This is a genomic window from Streptomyces sp. NPDC046909 (assembly GCF_040644695.1).
Taxonomy (GTDB): Bacteria; Actinomycetota; Actinomycetes; order Streptomycetales; family Streptomycetaceae; genus Streptomyces.
Genome location: NZ_JBEYXC010000016.1, coordinates 172282 through 191032, shown reverse-complemented (window position 1 = coordinate 191032; position 18751 = coordinate 172282). Strand labels below are relative to the sequence as shown.

15 protein-coding genes are annotated in these 18751 nt (G+C 71.0%); 10 read left to right on the top strand and 5 right to left on the bottom strand.

The features are described from left to right. Positions 1 to 2 precede the first annotated feature (2 nt). From ABZ928_RS40510 to ABZ928_RS40495, 4 genes are all read left to right on the top strand, one after another. Positions 3 to 836, top strand: a complete 834-nt coding sequence (locus ABZ928_RS40510) for an SDR family oxidoreductase (protein ID WP_361530404.1) — start codon at positions 3 to 5, stop codon at positions 834 to 836. Positions 837 to 923: 87 nt separating this feature from the next. After that, on the top strand, positions 924 to 1811 hold the full coding sequence (locus ABZ928_RS40505; RefSeq protein WP_361530401.1) for an LLM class F420-dependent oxidoreductase: 888 nt from the start codon (positions 924 to 926) through the stop codon (positions 1809 to 1811). Next, positions 1808 to 2296: a nuclear transport factor 2 family protein gene (locus ABZ928_RS40500; RefSeq protein ID WP_361530398.1), complete on the top strand. Its 489-nt coding sequence runs from the start codon at positions 1808 to 1810 to the stop codon at positions 2294 to 2296. The genes ABZ928_RS40505 and ABZ928_RS40500 overlap by 4 nt, the downstream gene beginning before the upstream one ends. A 281-nt stretch (positions 2297 to 2577) precedes the next feature. Continuing rightward, a complete protein-coding gene (locus ABZ928_RS40495; RefSeq protein ID WP_361530395.1) occupies positions 2578 to 5991 on the top strand; it encodes a S8 family serine peptidase in 3414 nt (1137 codons plus the stop codon). An 88-nt stretch (positions 5992 to 6079) separates the two neighbouring features. Here ABZ928_RS40495 and ABZ928_RS40490 read toward each other — a convergent pair whose 3' ends face one another. Next, the gene (locus ABZ928_RS40490) at positions 6080 to 7669 is read right to left on the bottom strand and encodes a class I adenylate-forming enzyme family protein (protein WP_361530392.1); all 1590 of its coding nucleotides are present in this window, start codon (positions 7667 to 7669) and stop codon (positions 6080 to 6082) included. 191 nt (positions 7670 to 7860) lie between these two features. Here ABZ928_RS40490 and ABZ928_RS40485 point away from each other — a divergent pair, with 191 nt between their 5' ends. Genes ABZ928_RS40485 through ABZ928_RS40465 form a run of 5 tightly spaced genes read left to right on the top strand, consistent with a single transcriptional unit; the run spans position 7861 to position 12421 of the window. Next, positions 7861 to 8631 (top strand): hypothetical protein, encoded by a 771-nt coding sequence (locus tag ABZ928_RS40485; RefSeq protein WP_361530389.1) that lies wholly within the window; start codon positions 7861 to 7863, stop codon positions 8629 to 8631. Positions 8632 to 8635: 4 nt separating this feature from the next. Continuing rightward, positions 8636 to 9799, top strand: coding sequence for a lipid-transfer protein (locus ABZ928_RS40480; protein ID WP_361530386.1), 1164 nt, complete (start codon positions 8636 to 8638; stop codon positions 9797 to 9799). 8 nt (positions 9800 to 9807) lie between these two features. Continuing rightward, a complete protein-coding gene (locus ABZ928_RS40475; RefSeq protein WP_361530383.1) occupies positions 9808 to 10602 on the top strand; it encodes an SDR family oxidoreductase in 795 nt (264 codons plus the stop codon). Positions 10603 to 10649: 47 nt separating this feature from the next. Further along, a complete protein-coding gene (locus ABZ928_RS40470; protein WP_361530380.1) occupies positions 10650 to 11510 on the top strand; it encodes an SDR family oxidoreductase in 861 nt (286 codons plus the stop codon). Further along, a complete protein-coding gene (locus ABZ928_RS40465; RefSeq protein ID WP_361530377.1) occupies positions 11489 to 12421 on the top strand; it encodes a TIGR03621 family F420-dependent LLM class oxidoreductase in 933 nt (310 codons plus the stop codon). The genes ABZ928_RS40470 and ABZ928_RS40465 overlap by 22 nt, the downstream gene beginning before the upstream one ends. A 39-nt stretch (positions 12422 to 12460) precedes the next feature. Here ABZ928_RS40465 and ABZ928_RS40460 read toward each other — a convergent pair whose 3' ends face one another. From ABZ928_RS40460 to ABZ928_RS40445, 4 genes are all read right to left on the bottom strand, one after another. Beyond that, positions 12461 to 13714, bottom strand: coding sequence for an ABC transporter substrate-binding protein (locus ABZ928_RS40460; protein WP_361530374.1), 1254 nt, complete (start codon positions 13712 to 13714; stop codon positions 12461 to 12463). Positions 13715 to 13853: 139 nt separating this feature from the next. Next, the gene (locus ABZ928_RS40455) at positions 13854 to 14960 is read right to left on the bottom strand and encodes a lipid-transfer protein (RefSeq protein WP_361530371.1); all 1107 of its coding nucleotides are present in this window, start codon (positions 14958 to 14960) and stop codon (positions 13854 to 13856) included. 71 nt (positions 14961 to 15031) lie between these two features. Further along, positions 15032 to 17203, bottom strand: coding sequence for an acetate--CoA ligase family protein (locus ABZ928_RS40450; protein WP_361530368.1), 2172 nt, complete (start codon positions 17201 to 17203; stop codon positions 15032 to 15034). After that, a complete protein-coding gene (locus ABZ928_RS40445; RefSeq protein ID WP_361530365.1) occupies positions 17200 to 17646 on the bottom strand; it encodes a zinc ribbon domain-containing protein in 447 nt (148 codons plus the stop codon). Before ABZ928_RS40445 ends, ABZ928_RS40450 begins: the two co-directional genes overlap by 4 nt. Before the next feature lie 176 nt (positions 17647 to 17822). Here ABZ928_RS40445 and ABZ928_RS40440 point away from each other — a divergent pair, with 176 nt between their 5' ends. After that, the gene (locus tag ABZ928_RS40440; protein ID WP_361530362.1) at positions 17823 to 18740 is read left to right on the top strand and encodes a TIGR03621 family F420-dependent LLM class oxidoreductase; all 918 of its coding nucleotides are present in this window, start codon (positions 17823 to 17825) and stop codon (positions 18738 to 18740) included. Positions 18741 to 18751 lie beyond the last annotated feature (11 nt).

Sequence of the window (18751 nt, the reverse complement as noted above, 5' to 3'; positions counted from 1 at the left end):
GGATGAATTCTTCGGCAGACACGGACTCACTGCACGGCACGGCCGCGATCGTCACCGGCGCCGCACAGGGTATAGGCCGTGTGACGGCCCTGTCCCTGGCGTCCCACGGGGCGCGTGTCACGATCCTCGACATCAACGGCGACGGCGCCCACGCGGTCGCCGACGAGATACGCGACACCGGCGGAGACGCCCACGCGGTGGTCGGTGACGTCGCCAAGGAGCCAGATGTGGTCCGCACGGTCGAGGAGACGCTCGCCCGTTTCGGCCGCCTCGACGTCCTCGTCAACAACGCGGTCGCCTACAACCGCGAGGTCGAGGGCAGCGACCTGAACGTCGTCTCCACCCCGAACGAGGTGTGGGACCGCACGATGGCCGTCAACCTGCACGGAGCGGTGCTCGGCTGCCGCCACGCCATCCCGGCCATGCTCACCACTGGCGGAGGAACGATCGTCAACGTCGGTTCCACCGCCGGATTCAGCGGCGACACCAACCACGTCGCCTACGCCGCATCCATGGCCGCGAAGTACTCGCTGACCCGTTCCGTCGCCACCTCGCACGGGAAACTCGGCATCCGCTGCAACGCCGTCGCCACCGGACTTGTGCTCAGCCCGACCGCCCGCGGCAACCTCGACCCGGTGAAGCTCGGCATCTACCGCGACAACCTCCTCGTCCCCGACTTCGCCGAACCCGAGGACATCGCCTCGGTCATCGTCTTCTTGGCATCGGACGCCGGCCGCTACGTAACCGGCCAGACGATCATTGTGGACGGCGGCTTCCAGGCCCACCAGCCGTGGCACGCGCAGGCACACATAGTGCATCCCGAGGCGGTGCTCTGACCCGGACGATCCGCTCCCCGTACCCGGGCGGCCGGTGATGTGTCCCCCGGCCGGCCGGCTTCTCTCCCTCCCCGCAGGCGGTGACGCATGCTGTTCGGGCTGCAGATGTTCCCGACCGACTACTCGATGTCCCCGGTCGACTTCGGCGCCGCCGCCGAGGCCCGTGGGTTCGAGTCCGTCTTCTTCCCCGAGCACACCCACATCCCGGTCTCCCGGGACACGCCGTGGCCCACGGGCGGTGAACTGCCGAGGGAGTTCGCGCACGCGCTGGAGCCCTTCGTGGCCATGACCGCCGTAGCGGCCACCACCTCGCGCGTACGCGTCGGTACGGCGGTGTGCCTGGTCGCCCAGCGGGACCCGATCCTGCTGGCCAAGCAGATCGCCTCACTGGACCTCGTCTCCGGGGGACGCTTCCTGTTCGGTGTGGGCGCCGGCTGGAACGCCGAGGAGATACGCAACCACGGCACCGACCCCGCTACCCGTTGGCGCCTCATGCAGGAACGCATAGAGGCGATGACCGCCGTCTGGACCCAGGACGAGGCCTCATATCACGGCAGGATGGTCGACTTCGACCCCCTGTGGTCGTGGCCCAAGCCGGTCCAGCGTCCGCGACCGCCCGTTCTCGTCGGCGGCGGAGGCCCCCGTGTCCTGGACCGCGTGCTCGCCTATGGCGACGAGTGGATGCCCTTCCGTGACGGCAGCGACGACTGGGACTCCGCCGCCTTCCGGTCAGCCGAGCCCGAGGACTTCGACGCCGAACTGGCCAGGCGGATCGACGAGTTGCAGACCCTCGCCGAAGAGCGCGGACGTGGCCGGGTGCCAGTCACCCTCTTCAACGCCAAGCCGCACCCGGCCGCGATCGAGCGCTATGCCGCGATGGGCGTCCACCGCTGCATCTTCTGGCTGCCGTCGGAGAAGGCAGACGTGCTGATGCCCCGCATCGACCAGATCAGCGAGGGGTGTGCGAGCCGATGAGCCAGTCGCCGTCCGGGCACGTGGCTGTGCCTCAACTGATCTACCGATACGCGGAGTTGCTGGACAGCGGTGACTTCGCCGGAGTGGGGGAGCTCTTCACCGACGCGGTCATCCACGTCCACGAGACCGGAGAGGAGTACGCGGGCCGCGACGAGATCCGGGCCATGTACGAGGACTGGGTGCGGACCTACCCGGACAACGGCACACCCCACACCCGGCACGTCACCACGAACCTGATCCTCGACGTGGACGACGAGAGGGGCACCGCGACGTGCCGCTCCTACGTCACCGTCCTGCAGTGCACGGACGAACTGCCCCTGCAGCCGATTGTGTCGGGTCGCTATCACGACAGGTTCCGCCGAGTCGACGGCACTTGGCGCTTCGAACACCGCCGCATGATCAACGACTACCTCGGCGACCTGAGCCGCCACCTCCGCCACCCGTTCGCGCAGCAGGCCGCCGGTGAGAGGAGCGGCCCGGCCTGAACCAGCGCAACGGGGTGGGCCACCGGCCTGCTCCCGCCGCGGCTGTTCGACTCGCGGGACGCTGGGCGTGACCCGTCGGATCTGTTCGAAACTGTCAAGTTGCTGTGGCCTTTTGGCGCCCACCGTTGCTACTTTTCGTGTGCACGACAAGCTTGCCGTACGCGAGGAGCTCGCGCCCGGCCGACAACGGGGTCGTCACGAGCGGGCTTCGCCCCTGACAACGCCACCCTGTGGAGTGCCGTCGGCCATGCCCCGGCGCTCCGCCCCACCAGGAGGAACGCTTGCCTCGCAGAAGACGCGGGGCGGGCTGCCTCGTCCTGCTCACACTCGCCCTGAGCGTGTTCCCAGGACCCGCAGGCCCGTCCGCAGCAGCATCCGTCCCCGGCACCGTCGCTCCGTCCTCGTGGCGGACCGCGACCGGAACCGGCCCGGCCGGGGCCGCCGAAACCACCGTCCCCCTCACTCTTCTGACCGGAGATCAGGTCGTGCTCGCCGGTGACACCGTCTCCGTCACCCCCGGCGAAGGCCGCAGCAGCATGGCCTTCACGCGCTACGAGGACTCCGGCCACCAGTACGTCGTCCCCGACGACGCCCTCGCTCTCATCGCCTCGGGTGCCCTCGATCGCCGTCTGTTCGATGTGACCGGGCTGGCGGATGCCGGGTACGACAGTTCGCACGGGGTTCCACTCATCGTCAAGTACCGCGCACAGGACGGCGGTTCGCAGCGGTTGCGGGACGACGTACGCAAGGCGGGAGCCCGCCTGACCCGTACCGTGCCCGGGCTGCGCCTCGCCGCGGTGCGGCCCGGCCGCGGTGCCGCCGCACCGCTGTGGTCGCAGTTGACCGCGCGCGCCGCCGGCACCGGGGAGCGACAGCTCGCCAGCGGCGTGTCCCGTGTCTGGCTGGACGCGAAGCTGAAGGCCAGCGACGACGTCAGCGTGCCGCAGATCGGCGCCCCCGCAGCCTGGCAGGCCGGGTACACCGGCACCGGCGTCAAGGTCGCGGTCCTCGACACCGGTGTCGACGACACCTACCGGGACTTCGCCTCGCGCATCGTCGAGAAGGAGAACTTCACCACCGCACCCGACACCACCGACGCCGTCGGCCACGGAACGCACGTCGCGTCGATCGTCGCCGGCGACGGTGCCGCTTCCGGCGGCAGGTACACCGGTGTCGCCCCCGATGCCTCCCTCCTCATCGGCAAGGTCTGTGTGGACCGCGGCTGCGAGGAGTCGGCGATCCTGGCCGGCATGCAGTGGGCCGCCCCGCGCGCCCGTGTGGTCAACATGAGTCTGGGCGGCACGGACACACCGGGCATCGACCCGCTGGAGGAAGCCGTCAACACCCTCAGCGCCGAGTACGGCACGCTCTTCGCGATAGCCGCAGGCAACACCGGCATGGACCAGGACGTCGGCAGCCCCGCCAGTGCCGACGCCGCGCTCGCCGTCGGCGCGGTCGATGCCGACGACGCGCTCACGGACTTCTCCAGCCGTGGACCCCGCGTCGGCGACGGCGCGATCAAACCGGACATCACCGCTCCCGGCTCGGAGATCGTGGCCGCCCGTTCCAAGGACAGCGACCTCGAACCCGTCGACGGCGCCCCCGAGTACGCATCGCTGTCCGGTACGTCCATGGCCACCCCGCACGTCGCGGGCGCCGCCGCGCTCCTGTCCCAGCAGCACCCCGACTGGAAGGCAGAGCAGCTCAAGGACGCGCTTATGGACTCGGCGAAGCCGAACCCGGCCCTGAACGTGTACGCGCAGGGGGCAGGACGCGTGGACGTCGCCCGCGCCCTCGGCCAGAGCGTCACCGTCAACCCACCGAGCCTGTCGCTGGGTACCACGACCTGGCCACACGACGACGACCAGCCGCTTACGAGCACTCTGACGTACCGCAACCCCGGTCCCTCGGACGTCACCCTCGACCTCTCCGCGACCGCCACGGGACCGGACGGCCGGCCGGCACCCGACGGCCTGTTCATGGTCAGCCCGGCCCGGCTGGCCATCCCCGCCGGCGGCCGGGCCGAGGCGGTTCTCACCACCCACACCCGCGTGGACAGTGCCACCGGTCTCTTCCACGGCACCGTCCTCGCCCGCGCTGCGGACACGACGGTCCGCAGCGTCTTCGCCGTCACCAAGGCACACGAATACCACCCGCTGACCGTCAAGGTCCTGGACCGCGACGGCGAACCCGCCCTCGGCAGCTTCGTAACGCTGTTCGACATCGACCGCGACGAGAGGCAATACCTCTACGTCCCGGGCGGCACCGGGACGCTCGACGTGCGCCCCGGCCGCTACCACCTGGACGTCCATGTCGTGACCGCCGCCGCGGACGGGGGTTACGACCACACCATGGTGGTCCAGCCCCTGAAACGGGTCACCGGCGAGGACACCGTCGTGCTCGACGCCCGCAGGGGGACACCCGTCACCGTGCTCTCCCCCCGCGAGGGCGCGACCAGTGCCCTCGGCAGTGTCGGCATCGTGCGGTCCGCCCCGTCGGGCGCCCGCGTCTCGTCCCTGGTGTCGGCGAACTCTTTCGCACGGATCCAGACCGCCGACATGGGCACGGAGGCGGGAACACTGCCCGCCGACGCCGGTACCCTCACCTCCGTGGTGCGCAGCTCTTGGGCGCGACTGGCCGCGGACGGCACCTTCACCGACACCCCGTACGACTACGAGCTGGCCTGGGTGGTGCGCGGCCGCTTCCTCACCGACTTCCGCGCACGGGCGAAGCGCGGCGACCTGGCGAAGGTCACGCACGTCTTCTACAACGACCGCGCCGACGAGCGCACCGCCTCCTTCCGGACCTACGCCTTCCCGTCCGAGGGAGGCAGTGCGGCCACCCCGAACATCAAGTTCCGCGCCGGCGGCAAGCGCACCGTCTACTACTCGGCGCGCGATGTCGCCTGGATGCTGGTCCTCAACCGGTTCAACGCCCTGGGCCAGTCCGAGTTCCAGCAATGGGGGGCGCCGCGAGCCCTCGAAGCGGGCGGTAAGGACGAGTTCCGTTGGGGCAACGGCCCGCTCGGCCCGAGCTTCGCCGACCGGCAGGGGCTGACCTACGGCGCCGTACTGCGCCACGGGAACACACTGATGTTCCATACACCGCCCTTCGCCGACCAGGATCCGGGCCACACCGGCTTCTCGCTCGGAGACTCCGGACACACCCGCCTGTACCGGAACGGCAAGCTGCTCGTCGACGTGCCGTTCCCGTTCTACGACGCGCGAGGTCCGGTGCCGGCGACGCAGGAGGCGTACCGGCTCGAGACGTCCGCGCAGCGCGGCGGCCAGGGGTACACCACCTCGACCTCCGTACAGGCGGCGTGGACCTTCCGCTCCGGTTACACCGCCGGCGACGACTGGCGGTCCTTGCCGGTGACAGCGATCCGGTTCACGCCCGAACTGCGCCAGGACAACTCGGCACGGGCCGGCCACCGGATGGTCCTACCCGTCGTACTGCAACGGCAGCCCGGCGCGCCCGAGTCGAAGGTGCGTGACCTGACCGTTGAGGTGTCGTACGACGACGGCGCCACCTGGACTGCCGTGGACGTGCACCGTACGGGAAGCCCCGCGCGGTGGTGGGCGGAGACGCGCAGTCCCCATGGCAAGGGCTTCGCCTCCCTGCGGGCCAAGCTGGCCGACGACGACGGCAACACCGCCGAGTACACGGTGATCCGCGCCTACCGGCTGCGCTGATGCCGGAGCAGCCACGACCGGCCTGTCCGCCTTCCCCGGTCCCGGGGAAGGCGGACAGGCCGCCGTTTCGTTGACCCTGCTGCCCGGTTCAGCGCTCGGCGCGCTCTGCCTGGTCGGACACCAGGTACCCCCACCGCTCACGGATCTCACGCCGCAGCAGCTTCCCACGGCCGCCCGACGAGTCCTGGGCGTGAGGGAGAGCCTCGGTGACGAGGATCGCGTCCGGGCGGGCTTCCTCCGGGAGACGGTCGGCCAGTTCCTTCTCGACGGCCCTGGCGTCCAGTTCGCCGCCCGGCCGTACCTGCACGGCGAGCAGGATCCGCTGCCGGTCCGCGTCCTCCGGCACCCCGACCGCGCCCGCCTCGACGACGCCGTCCACGCCCAGCGCCGCGTCCTCCACCTCGCCCGGCAGGACGTACCGCGTCGCCCTGCGGATCGCGTCCTGCCGCCGCCCGAGCACGGTGAGCGTTCCGGCATCGTCGAGGATGCCGATGTCGCCGCCGACGTACCAGCCGTCCCGCAGCACCTCGGCCGTGCGCTCGGTGTCGCCGTCGTAGCCGCGCATCAGGTGCGGGCCCGTGAGCCACACATCGCCGACGGCGTTCACCAGTCGGCGGCCCTCGCTGTCGACCACCTGCACGGCGCAACCGGTACGCGCCCGGCCGGAGGAGCGGACGTCCTGGCTGCCGTCGTGCTGGCGGCCCACGACGGTGTACGGCGCCTCCGTCTGCCCGTAGTAGGAGCACAGCGCCACACCCGGCAGGCGCTCCAGGATGCGGCGGCGCAGGGACGGAAGGAGGGGCTCGCCGCCCAGCAGGATCACCCGCAGCGAGGTGAGATCCGCGCCTGTCTGCTCCTCGGTGGCGAACAACTGGCTGAAGAAGCTGGGGATGACGCTGATGTGGGTGATCTTCTGCGCCGGTACGGCTTCCAGGAAGCGGTCAGGGCCGAAGTCGTCCTCCAGGACCAGCCTCATTCCGGCGTACAGCGCGGGACCGGCGATGGCGAAGTAGCCGACGCCCCAGATGATCGGGCCGGTGCCGAACGCGGACTCGTCGTCGTGCGGCACGTCCAGCCACTGCTGTGCCGTCGCCAGGGCGCTCGCGTGGGTGTGGACGACGGCCTTGGGCAGTCCGGTCGTGCCGGAGGTGAAGAACAGGGCCAGTTCGTCGTCGTGATGGGCACCCGGCTCCGGCGCCTCGTCCGAGGCCTCGTCGGTCAGCCGGTCCAGGTCGATGGCGTCCGCATCGGCCCCACCCAGCCGCAACCAGCACGTCACGCGCGGGAGTTTCGGAGCAATGTCGGCCGCGAGGGCGTCGAAGACTCCGTCGCGCACGAAGGCGGTGCACGCGCTGCGCTCGACCAGCGTGGTCGTGACGTCCGCGCTCCAGTACGGGTTGAGGGCGACCAGAGTGGCCCCGACCTTGGCCAGTGCGAGGTAGGTCTCGGTGATGCCCAGCGTGCCCTGGAGCAGGACGGCGACGCGGTCCCCCGTGCCGATGCCCGCCCGCTTGAGGGCGTTCGCGCGGCGGTTGACCCGTGCGTCCAGTTCGGCGTAGGTCAGATGCAGGCGGCCCTCGTACGTGACGGCGATCCGGTCCGGGTGCCGTCGTGCGCCCGCGGTGACGACCGCGTGGGCGTAGTTGCCGTAGGGGGACGGGGCGTGTCGCTGCTGCACGGGCTTCCTCCTCGCACCTGCTCCTCGATGAGCCGGGGCGCCACCGGCAAGGCGAACCTAGCGCATGCTTGGTTCGCTAACAAGAGCGTGCGCACTCTATTGACCTGCGGGGAAAGCCCGACTAGCTTCCGCATAACCAAGCAAGCGCTCGGTTCACTAGCGCGGGCCGGGCAGGACCGAGGAGAAAACGCGTGCACCGCGGTATCTACCTGCTCGAAGAGGTCTACTTCCACCCGATGAACTCGCAGCGACCGCTGGAGTATCTGAAGTGGCTCACCACGTACAAGCGCGAGGACGAGTCGATGCCGACGGGCGACTCCGAGCTCACCAAAGGGCTGTCCGTCCGCTCCCGCGACATCGACCTCGTCGGCGCCTTCTACGCCATCGGCATCACCGGGCACGAGCAGTTCAAGGCCGTGACCTTGTGGGACTGTGTCGGGGGGTGGGACGGCGGCTGGCGGCAGATGATGGACATCTACGACGACGTCAAGCCGGAGCTGTTCCTGTCCAGCATCGACGACCTGCGGCACAAGGCGTTCTCCCGGCCCATGGGCGCGGTCCACGGCACGCCGGATCTGCAGGCACTCAAGAGCGAGGGATACACCGCGCCGTTCTTCCTGCACGAGATCGCGCAGGTCCGCCCGGGCGCCGCCCTCGACTACCTCGCCGCCGTCCGTGAGGAGCGGGCGCCGATCCTCGCGGACCACGGGCACCGCCTCGTCGGCCTGTACGAGGTGCTGCTCAGCGACACCGAGGTCGTCACCTTCTGGGGCACCGACCTCGATGCGCACCTCGCCCTGCAGCGCTCGCGCGATGCCGCGCTCGGCCTGGATGACGAGACCGAACCGGACGAGCGCCTACTGACCTGGCCGAAGCGGGCCCGGGAGTTCCTCGACGGCCCCTGGCGCGAAACGCTGCTCGCGCCCTACCCGGGCTCGCGGCTCGCCCCGCACGTGGGCTGACGCCGTGCCCACGGCACTGCGGGACCGTACGGCCGTCGCAGGCGTCGGCTGGACGCCGTACTCGAAGAACTCCGGCGTCAGCACCCTCACCCTGGCGCTGCGGGCCATCAAGGCGGCGCTGGACGACTGCGGTCTGACGCCGGCTGACGTGGACGGTCTGGCGACGCACTCCGTGGGCGACGCCACCCCGGCGGCGGTCGTCGCCCACGCCCTCGGTGTCCGCGACCCGCGCTTCCTGACCGACCTGGTCGGCGGCGGCAGCATGTCGGCGGCCGTGGTCGGGGCGGCGGCCATGGCGGTCGCCACCGGACAGGCCGAGGTGGTGGTGTGCTGGCGCGCGCTCAACGCCCGCTCGGAGTTCCGCATGGGCGGCACCGGCCGCGCGGCGCCCACTCTGGTCGAGTTCCAGTACCAGGTGCCGTACGGACTGCTCACGCCGCCCCAGCAGTACGCGCTCGTGGCGCGTGCCTACATGGGGCGGGCGGGCGCGACCGCGGAGGACCTGGGCCGGGTCGCCGTCACCCAGCGCGAACACGCCCGCCTCAACCCCCGGGCGATGATGCGCGAGCCGCTGACCATGGACGCCTATCTGGCCTCCCGGTGGATCGCCGAGCCCCTGCGGCTGTTCGACTGCTGCCTGGAGACCGACGCCGCCGTGGCCCTGGTGGTGACGAACGCCGAGCGGGCGCGTGATCTGCGTCGCCGCCCGGTGCTTGTCAGCGGTGCGGCCACCGGCGGCGGACACAGCCTCTACTCCAACGCTCGCGCCGACTGGTCCACCAGCGCCGCCCGGGACATGGCTCCCCGCCTGTACACCGCGGCGGGCATCGGTCCGGAGGACGTCGACATCGCCGAACTGTACGACGCGTTCACGCCGTTGGTGCTCATGCAGTTGGAGGACTACGGCCTGTGCGGGCCGGGGGAGGCGCCCGCGTTCGTCGGCGACGGCGCGATCCGGCTGGATGGGAAGCTGCCGGTGAACACGCACGGCGGACATCTCTCCGAGGGCTATGTCCACGGCCTCAACCACGTGGTGGAGGCCGTCCTCCAACTGCGGGGCGAGGCGGGGGAGCGACAGGTGCCCGACGCGGAGACGGCCCTGTGCACCGGACAACCGGGCTATGTCTCCGGCGTCACCTCCGCCTTGTTGCTGCGAGGGGACCGGTGACGGGCGGGATGCCGACGGCCGTGTTCTCCCTCACCGGCCGCGTCGCGATCGTCACCGGCGCGGGCAGCGGCATCGGGCGAGCCAGCGCCCTGGCGCTGGCCTGTGCGGGGGCCACCGTGATCTGCACCGACCTCGATCCGGACACGGCCGACGAGACCGCGCGGGCGGCGGAAGGTGAGGGGTGGCGCGCGGTCGCGCGGCGGCTCGACGTCACGGACACCGCGGGGATGCGGACGGTCGTGACGGAGGCTCACGAGCGGTACGGACGGCTGGACATCCTGGCGAATGTCGCGGGTGCGATCACGGCGCGCGGACCCGTGGCCGTGCTCACCGAGGCCGAACTCGACCGCGGCCTGGAACTCAACCTCAAGAGCGCGGTGTTCGCCTGTCAGGCCGCGGCACGTGTGATGGGCCGTGGCGCCAGCATCGTCAACGTCGGGTCCGGCACGGTCGACGCGGCCGTCGACGGCCTCCCCGCATACAGCATCCCGAAGGCAGGACTGCTTCAGCTGACCCGGAGCCTCGCCCGCGAGCTGGGGGCGGCCGGGATCCGGGTGAACCTGGTGTCTCCCGGCTATGTCCTGACCGGGATGACCGAGCCGCATTTCCGGGACGCCGACGGCAACCCCGACGCGGAGCTCCGGCGTCAGGTGATCGCCGGTCAGACCGAGACCATCCCCCTCGGCCGACCGGGCACGGCGGACGAGGTGGCATCCGCGGTGCTCTTCCTGGCCGGGGACGGTGCCTCGTATGTGACCGGCCAGGTGATCCGGGTCAACGGGGGCGCCGTGATGCCGCTGTGAGCGGCCAGTTGCGGTTGCCCGAGGTGAGGGATCACCGTTTCCCGGGCTTGGCCGGCCGGACCGCCCTCGTCGTCGGCGGCGCCGGAGGCGGAGTCGGTACGGCGTGCGTGGTGCTGCTCGTGGCGAGCGGTGTCCAGGTGCTGGTGGCCGACCGGGAGCCGTCTCGACTGGAGCAGCTCCAGTCCCGTTTCCCGAGGGCCGTACAGGGGGTCGTCGCCGACGTGACGACCGACGACGGCATCGACGCCGTCGACCGCGCCGTGGCGGACGCTCCGGTGTCCGCCCTGGTGAACGTAGTGGGCGGGGTGACACCCGACGAGGTCGGCCACTTCCTGGAGCTGGACCCTCAGGCATGGCGGAGCAGCATCGACCTGAACCTCACCGCTGCGATGCGCACCTGCCAGGTGGTCGCCCGGCACATGGTGTCAGCGCGGCGGACGGGGGCCCTGGTCAACCTCTCCGTCGCCGACGCACGTCACGCCACGCCGTGGTTCGCCGCGTACGGCGCCGCCCGTAGCGCTCTGGAGGCCCTGACCCGCACCATGGCCGTCGAACTCGGCCCCCTGGGCATACGCGCGAACTGTGTGGCCTGGGGACTGGTCAACAGCCCCCGAGCGCACGCCGGCAACGATTCCGACGGCGGGCGTGAGCGGGAGCTGATTCCGCTCGGACGCCGTGGAGCGGTGGCCGAGGTGGCGGCGGCGGTTCTGTTCCTCCTCTCCGACCTCGGCAGTTATGTCACCGGGCAGTGCCTGGCGGTGGACGGCGGGCTGACCCTGCGGCAGTCGCACTACGGTCCCCACCACAACATCCCGGAGTTCCTCGAGTCCCAACCCGCGCGCACGCGGCTGCGATCGACATTCGAACGACTCACAGGAGACGGACCATGCCCATACGATTCGGCGTGACCGTGGCACCCGACGCGTCCGCCGCGGCGTGGCGGGACAAGGTTCGCGCGCTGGAGGACAGCCCGGTCGACGTGCTGCTGGTCAACGACCACCTCACCGGCCTGCGCTACGCGCCCATGACCGCCCTCGCGGCCGCGGCGGCGCTGACGACCCGCCTGAGACTGGGCACCCTGGTCCTGGCCAACGACTACCGGCACCCCGCGATCCTCGCCAAGGAGGCGGCCACCGTCGACCTGCTGTCCGACGGGCGCCTCGAACTCGGCATCGGCGCGGGCTGGATGCGCTCCGACTACGACCGGACCGGACTGGACTTCGCGGCGGCGCCGGTACGACTGGCCCGCATGCGTGAGGCCGTCGACGTGCTGCGGGGCGCGTGGTCGGACAAGCCGTTCTCCTACGACGGCGCTCACTACCGCCTTGATGGACTCGACCTCGCCCCCCGCCCGGTCCAACGGCCCCATCCACCGCTGCTGCTGGGCGGCGGCGGGCCGGCCGTGCTGCGGTACGCGGCCCGGCAGGCCGACATCGTCAACGTCACCAACCGGACGTCGGCGGACGGGCGCGGCGTCGACCCGTCCGACGTGGGCCGGGCCCCGCTCCTGGCCAAGCTCGCCCTGATCCGCGAGGCTGCGGCGGACCGGCCCCGCCCGCCCGAGGTGTCCGTGGGCGTCCGGTCGCTGTCCGTGGACGGCAGGGCGAGTGCGGTGCATCCGGCCGTGGCCGACCAGCTCGACGCCCTGCGGGGCACCCCGTTCTTGCTGGAAGGCAGCGTGCAGCAGATCGTCGAGCAGATCCTCTACTGGTACGAGGAACACGGCATCGCGTACTTCGTGCTCGGCAACGACACCGACGCCGAGGCGATGTACCCGGTGATGGAGCGGGTACGTGCGGCGGCGGTGAACCCGTCCTGACAGGGTCACCGCCGCATGCACCGAGTCCGCTCCTCGGCTTCAGCCCTTGAAGTCGAAGGTCTGGCAGGTCAGCGGAGCCGCCAGCTTCCAACCACCGTTCTCGACGCGCACCAGCGACTGGCAGCCGTTGGGTGCCTCGTGGTTCGCCGGCCAGGACACGGTGCCGCCGTACGGGCTTTGGACCGTGATGTTCTTGGCCGCCTTGAGGAAGTTCTCGGTGGTGAGGTCCTTGCCGGTCTTCTCCAGGATCTGCAGGAACACATCGGCGGTGGCGTAGCCGACGGCCATGTCCTGGCTCCACTCGAAGTTCTTCTGCCCGGTGGCCTTCTCCAGGTCGGTGCGCATCTGCCGGGCAGCGGCCGAGTCGGAGACCAGTGGCTCGATCGGCGCGGAGATGTACGCTCCCTCGAAGGCCTTGCGCACCTGCGGGTTCTTCAGCGTGCTGTCGTTGTAGCTGATGCCGTCCATGAGCGTGCCCTTGTAGCCGGAGTCCTTCAGCGCCCCGAAGAGACCGGCGTTGAAGGGCGTGGCCATGGTCGAGAAGACGATGTCGGGAGCCTTGCCCGCATCGCTCTTCGTCAGACGGTTCACATATGGCGACCAGTCGGTCGGGATGCTCGTCTGCGGCACGGTGTTCTGGACGGTGACGACCTTGAAGCCGAGCCTGGAAGCGCTCGCCCGGGCGATCTTGTTGACGGCCCGGGTGTTGGGGTCGTCGTGGCCGATGACCGCGACCGTACGTCCCTTCGCCGGCCCGGTGGCCTTCGTGAAGGCGGCGAAGAACCCGGCAGACTGGGTGCCCGGTTGTGCGGAGCCACTGCATCCGTCGAAGCTGAACGCGACGGCCGGGCCACACCATTCGGGAGCCGAGTAACCCCAGCCGAAGTAGGGGACGTTCTGCTGCTGCAGGAACTTGGCGCCGGCGAACATGAAGGTGTGCACCGGCACGACGGCGAACACCTCGTCCTGCTGGACCAGCTTGCGCGCGGCCGTGATGTCCTTCGCCTGGTCCGCCCCGTCGTCCTCGGTACCGATGAAATCGATCTTGCGGCCGTTGACGCCGCCCTCGGCGTTGGCGCGGTCGAAGCGCGCCTTCGCGCCGATCTCCGTGGCGGTCTCGCTGACGCCGAAGGACGAAGTCTTGATGATCAGTCCGCCGACCTTCACGCTGTCCGCGGTCACGCCCCGGGTGGTGCCGGACCGGTCTGCCGTCTGAGAACCGGGTGTGCTGGTCGAACAGCCGGCGAGGGCCAGCACCGCGAGGCTCAGCACGGTGACGAGTCGTCGTTTCACGATCGACTCCCTTCATGGATCCAGGGGAACCCGGGCGCATGTCCAGAACCCGAGCAAGCAATTGCTTGGTTAAGGTCGATCCTGCGGGACCGCGCTGTCAAGCCTTCGTACGGGATGTGTCGTGCACCCACCCGCTCAGTCACCCGCGCACGAGAACCGCCGCGCTGCCGTAACTGCCGCCGAAGCCGGTGCACAGGGCGACCTCGGCGTCCGAGGCCGGAAGGCAGGAGTCGCCGCGCAACTGCCGTACCGCCTCGGCCACGTTGTTCAGACCGTGGACGTAACCCTCCGAGAGCAGACCGCCGTTGAGGTTGACCGGCAGACGGCCGGACGGACCGGTCTGCCCCTGCCGTACGAACTCTCCGGCCTCGCCCGGTCCACAGAACCCGAAGTCCTCCAACTGGCGCAGGACGAGGAAGGAATACGCGTCGTAGAGCTGCGCGACATCCACGTCCCGCGGCGTCATCCCGGCGGCGGCGTAGAGCGGTTCGGCGAGATGGGACGCGAAGATCCGGCCCAGGTCGGCCGCCTTGTCCATCGCGCTCGCCCCGGGCCCGCCGCCCCGCACCACGGCGTGGATGCGCGGACTGCCAGGGCGTACCCGGTCGGCGATGTCGGCGCGAGTGACGACCAGCGCCGTCGCGCCGTCCGTCTCTAGGCAGCAGTCGAGCCGGCGCAGGGGTGTGGCGATGTAGGGGGAGGCCCGGTAGTCGATGGGGCCGACGGGCGTACGCATCACGGCTCGCGGGTTGGATGTCGCGTGTGCCCGGGAGCGTATGACGACGGCGGCGAGGTCGTCCTCCGTACTCTTCGTCTCGTACATCCACCGCTGGGCGGCGAGCGCGAACAAATGGACCGGGCCGAGCATGCCGTACGGCAGTGTGAACTGCTCGTCTCCGCTCGCGCCGAGCCGCAGCGCGACCTGGCCCATCCGGTTGCCGGACCGCCCGTTGAGGGCGCGGTACACCAGTACGGTCGAGGCGATGCCGGACTCGATCAGCATGGCGGCGTCGCCCAGGATCGAGGCCGCCTGCGTACCGCCGCCGTACAGCTCGTTCGTCCATGCGGGTTCGTGCACGCCGAGGGCCGCCGCGACGTGGTTCACCGGCGCCGAGCTGCCCAGGTGGTACGTGAGCACCGCGTCGACCGCGGAGGCCTCCAGGCGGGCGTCGGCGAGCGCGTGGCGGCCCGCCTCGACGGCGAGTCGGGTCTCGGTGCGGCCGGAGCGTCGGGACAACTCGGTCATACCGACGCCCACGACTGCCGTACGGCCGGAGAACGACTGACGTCCCGCGCGGGACCTCCCGCCCGGCGCGTTCAGGGCCGGCCTCCCCGTGCTCGGTGCCGTGCGAAGCGCTGGGCGGCGGCGACGGCAGTGGCAGCCTCGTCGAAGGAGCGGAACAGCGTCAGACCCGACTCGGCGGCGAAGGCGGCGAGCCGTGCCGTGTCTTCCGGCCGGGCGACATCGAGGTTGCGCACCACCAGGGCGAGCCGCACGGGCAGGTTGCGCGCGAGGACCGACCGGAGTGCGTCGACGAGCGGGGTGAGCCCGGCGGTGCCGTAGCCGTAGTAGGCCGCCGCATTGACATGTGCAACAACGTCACCGAAAGGCTGGTCCCGCACGATCGCGTCGAGCGTGTCGGCCAGCAGTTCCACGGGCGAGGCCGGGCCGATCGGAATCTCCACCGGGTTGGCCACGCTGGTCCCCGCGCCGAGTCCCCTGCCCCGCAGCCGCTCGCGGATTTCCTCGCCGAGGGGCGGGAGCGCCAGCCCCGCACGGTCGCAGGCGTCGGTGCCCAGCACCGAGGCCCCGCCGCCCAGGCCGATGACGAGGACGCCGTCGGCTCCGGTCGAGGTGCTCCCCTGTAGATAGGCCAGAGTGGCCAGGAAGTCCTCCAGGGTGTTCACCAGGGTGATCCCGGTGGCATCGGCCACGGCTCGCCACACCTTCGGTGCGCCCGCCATGGAGCCGGTGTGCGAGGACACGGCCCTGGCGCCCTGGCGGCTCAGCCCGCCCGCCAGGACCACGACCGGTTTGCGGCCCTGCGCGCGGCGCAGTGCGCCGAGCAGCCGGGTGCCGTTCGTGACGCCTTCCAGGTACGTGCCGACGACCTCGGTGTCCGGATCGTCCACGAGCAGGTCGAGCAGCTCGGCGGGCGTGACGTCGAGAGCGTTCCCGACGCTGACGACCTTCGAGTACCGCACCCCGCGGGCCGCGCCGGCGGTCACCATGTCGCCGGACAGCCCCCCGCTCTGCGACACCACCGACACCGTGCCCGGCACGCGCGGTGCCCCGAGAGTGAAGGCCTGGCGGCCCGCCGGGCAGTACATGCCGATGCAGTTGGGTCCCAGGAGCCGGGTGGCGGTGCCGTCCACGGCCTTCAGCAGGCGCTCTTCGAGTACGGCACCGTCCGCGCCCATCTCGCGGAAGCCGCCGCTGACGACATGGACGAAGGACACCGCTCCCGCCGACTCCTCGACCAGGTCGACGGCGGCGGCCGCTGGGACGGCGACCAGGAGATAGTCCACGCCCCCAGGAACCGCTGCGACGGACGGATACGCCGGGACGCCGTCGATCGTCTCCGCGCCGGGATGGATGGCGACCAGGCCCTCGCTCCGGCCGGCGTCCTTGTAGGCGGCGAGGAACCGGTTACCGAAGCCCGTTCCGCGCGTCGAGGCCCCGGCCACCGCGACGGTGCGTGGGGCGAACAGGGCGGAGAAGTCGGTCTCCCGGCGCGGCTCCGAGCCCGGCAGCGCCTCGGCCGCCAGCACCAGCCGGGCATCCAGTGCCGTGACCCCGTCCGCCGTCGCGACCACCGGATTGCACTCCAGCTCCAGCAGATGGGTGTCCAGGCGCGCGGTCATACCGTCCTCACCCGCGAGCGCGAGCAGGAACCGGACCAGTGCCTCCCGGTCCACCGCCGTTCCGCCGCGGGCGCCCCGCAGTAGGGGTGCACCGGGGAAGCCGTCCACGAGGTCCTCGGCGTCGGCACGGCTGAGCGGGCTGACCCGCAGGGCGTTCACATCGAGCAGTTCGGTCGCGACACCCCCCAGGCCCAGCATGACGACGTGTCCGAAGGCCGCGTCCCGCACCACCCCGACGATGAGCTCCACCCCGCCCGGATGCTGCTCCTCGACGAGGAAACCCTCGGGGGAGAGGTCCGCCGCCCTCAGTGCGTCGGCCATTTCCTGTGCGGCGTCCGCGATCGACGCGTGCGTCAGGCCTAGCCGTACCGCGCCCACGTCGCTCTTGTGGACCAGGCCCGGTCCGTGGGCCTTGAGCACCAGGGGAGCGCCCAACCCCGCTGCCGCCGCGCCTGCCTCCGCGGCCTCCCGTACGACCCGGCCCTCCGGGACGTCGATCCCGTGCCGGCGCAGCAGCGTCTTGACGGCGTGCTCGGGAACCACCACGCGAGCGGGGTCGCCCCGTTCCGGGAAACCGGTGGCGAGGAGTTCCGTGACGGGCGGCAGCCCACTGGCGTCGGTCATGCTTCTCCTTCGGTGGCCGCTCTCCAGGACAACAGCGCTGCCGGAGGCCGCCCGTCGACGCAGGGGAAGTCGCGGAACCCGGCCCGCACGGGCAGTCCGAGGCGCAGACCGTCCCCGTTCGCGGGACCGTCGTAGAAGCCGGGCAGCAACAGGTCGTCCTGGTCGTCGAGACGGACGAGCACGACGACGTAGGGGACGGGGACGCGGGGGTCCGCCGTGCGCCAGGTGACGTTCCACGTGGCGACAGTGCCGCTCCTTGCGGCGGGGACCCAGGTCCAGTCGGCCGAGGCGCAGGCTCCGCACAGCGCGCGGGCCGGCCAGCGCAGCCGGCTGCAGGCCTCGCAGCTCTGGAGCAGCAGTTCGTGTCGTCCCAGCGCCTCCCACCAGGGTGCGGAGTCGCGGTCGGGGACCGGGGCCACGACCAGGTCCGGGGGTGGTGCCATCCATGTCCTCCCGGGTATCGCCCGGCCGCGTCGCCGCTCTTCCCCGGCACCGCCTCCGGAGTGGATGATGTCGTCAACCTACCAAGCGCATGCTTGGGTGGTCTAGGGTCGTTCCGGAAGAACGCACCGGCTCACGACACCCGATGGGTACGCCCCACCGCGAGGGAGAAACCACCATGGCCGTACGCCCGTTCCGCTTCGGTGCCGTCGTCCGTCTCGCCTCCAGTGCGAAGGAGTGGGCGGAGAAGGCCCGGCGTTTGGAGGACGCCGGATTCGACGTCCTGCTGGTCCCCGACCACTTCGTGGGCCCTCGCTTCGCACCGGTCGCCGCGATGGCGGCGGCCGCCGCGGCCACGACCCGGCTGCGCATCGGCACGATGGTCTTCTCCAACGACTACCGGCATCCGGTCGTCCTCGCGAAGGAGGCCGCGACCCTCGACGTGCTCTCTGAGGGGCGGCTCGAACTCGGCGTGGGCACCGGCTGGATGCGCAAGGACTACGACGCCACCGGCATCCGCTTCGACCCGCCCAAGGAGCGCTTCACCCGGCTCAAGGAGTCCCTCGCCGTGATGAAGGGCTGCTGGGGCGAGGGCGCCTTCTCCTTCCAGGGCGAGCACTACACGATCACCGACCTTGTCCAGGAGCCCAAGCCGGTGCAGAAGCCGTACCCGCGCATCCTGCTCGGCGGGGGAGGCCCGGGGATGCTGCGGCTGGCCGCGCGGGAAGCGGACGTCGTCAACCTCGCCCAGCGGGTCCTGCCCGACGGCAGTGCACCGGACCCGGCCGACGGCGGACTGGACAACTTCCTGCGCAAGATCGACATCATCCGCGAGGCCGCGGGCGAGCGCTTCGAGCGGATCGAACTCGGCACCAGCATCCAGAAGATCGGCGGCACGCGCGCCGTCGCCTCCTGGAGCGAGGTCGACCTGTCGCGAGCCGACGAGACACCGCAGGTGCTCATCGGCGACACGGCCCAGATGGCGGACAAGCTCCGGCAGTGGCGCGAACAGACGGGCCTCACTTACTTCGTGCTGCACAACGAGACCGACCTGGACGACTTCCTGCCGGTCGTGTCCGAACTGGCCGGACGGTAAACCGCGCCCAC

What these genes read in the sequence shown, in the direction of transcription:
- ABZ928_RS40465 (WP_361530377.1), top strand. Translation starts at nt 11,489, where the DNA reads ATGCCCATACGATTCGGCGTGACCGTGGCACCCGACGCGTCCGCCGCG.
- ABZ928_RS40445 (WP_361530365.1), bottom strand. Translation starts at nt 17,646, where the DNA reads ATGGCACCACCCCCGGACCTGGTCGTGGCCCCGGTCCCCGACCGCGAC.
- ABZ928_RS40475 (WP_361530383.1), top strand. Translation starts at nt 9,808, where the DNA reads ATGCCGACGGCCGTGTTCTCCCTCACCGGCCGCGTCGCGATCGTCACC.
- ABZ928_RS40440 (WP_361530362.1), top strand. Translation starts at nt 17,823, where the DNA reads ATGGCCGTACGCCCGTTCCGCTTCGGTGCCGTCGTCCGTCTCGCCTCC.
- ABZ928_RS40505 (WP_361530401.1), top strand. Translation starts at nt 924, where the DNA reads ATGCTGTTCGGGCTGCAGATGTTCCCGACCGACTACTCGATGTCCCCG.
- ABZ928_RS40450 (WP_361530368.1), bottom strand. Translation starts at nt 17,203, where the DNA reads ATGACCGACGCCAGTGGGCTGCCGCCCGTCACGGAACTCCTCGCCACC.
- ABZ928_RS40455 (WP_361530371.1), bottom strand. Translation starts at nt 14,960, where the DNA reads ATGACCGAGTTGTCCCGACGCTCCGGCCGCACCGAGACCCGACTCGCC.
- ABZ928_RS40510 (WP_361530404.1), top strand. Translation starts at nt 3, where the DNA reads ATGAATTCTTCGGCAGACACGGACTCACTGCACGGCACGGCCGCGATC.
- ABZ928_RS40500 (WP_361530398.1), top strand. Translation starts at nt 1,808, where the DNA reads ATGAGCCAGTCGCCGTCCGGGCACGTGGCTGTGCCTCAACTGATCTAC.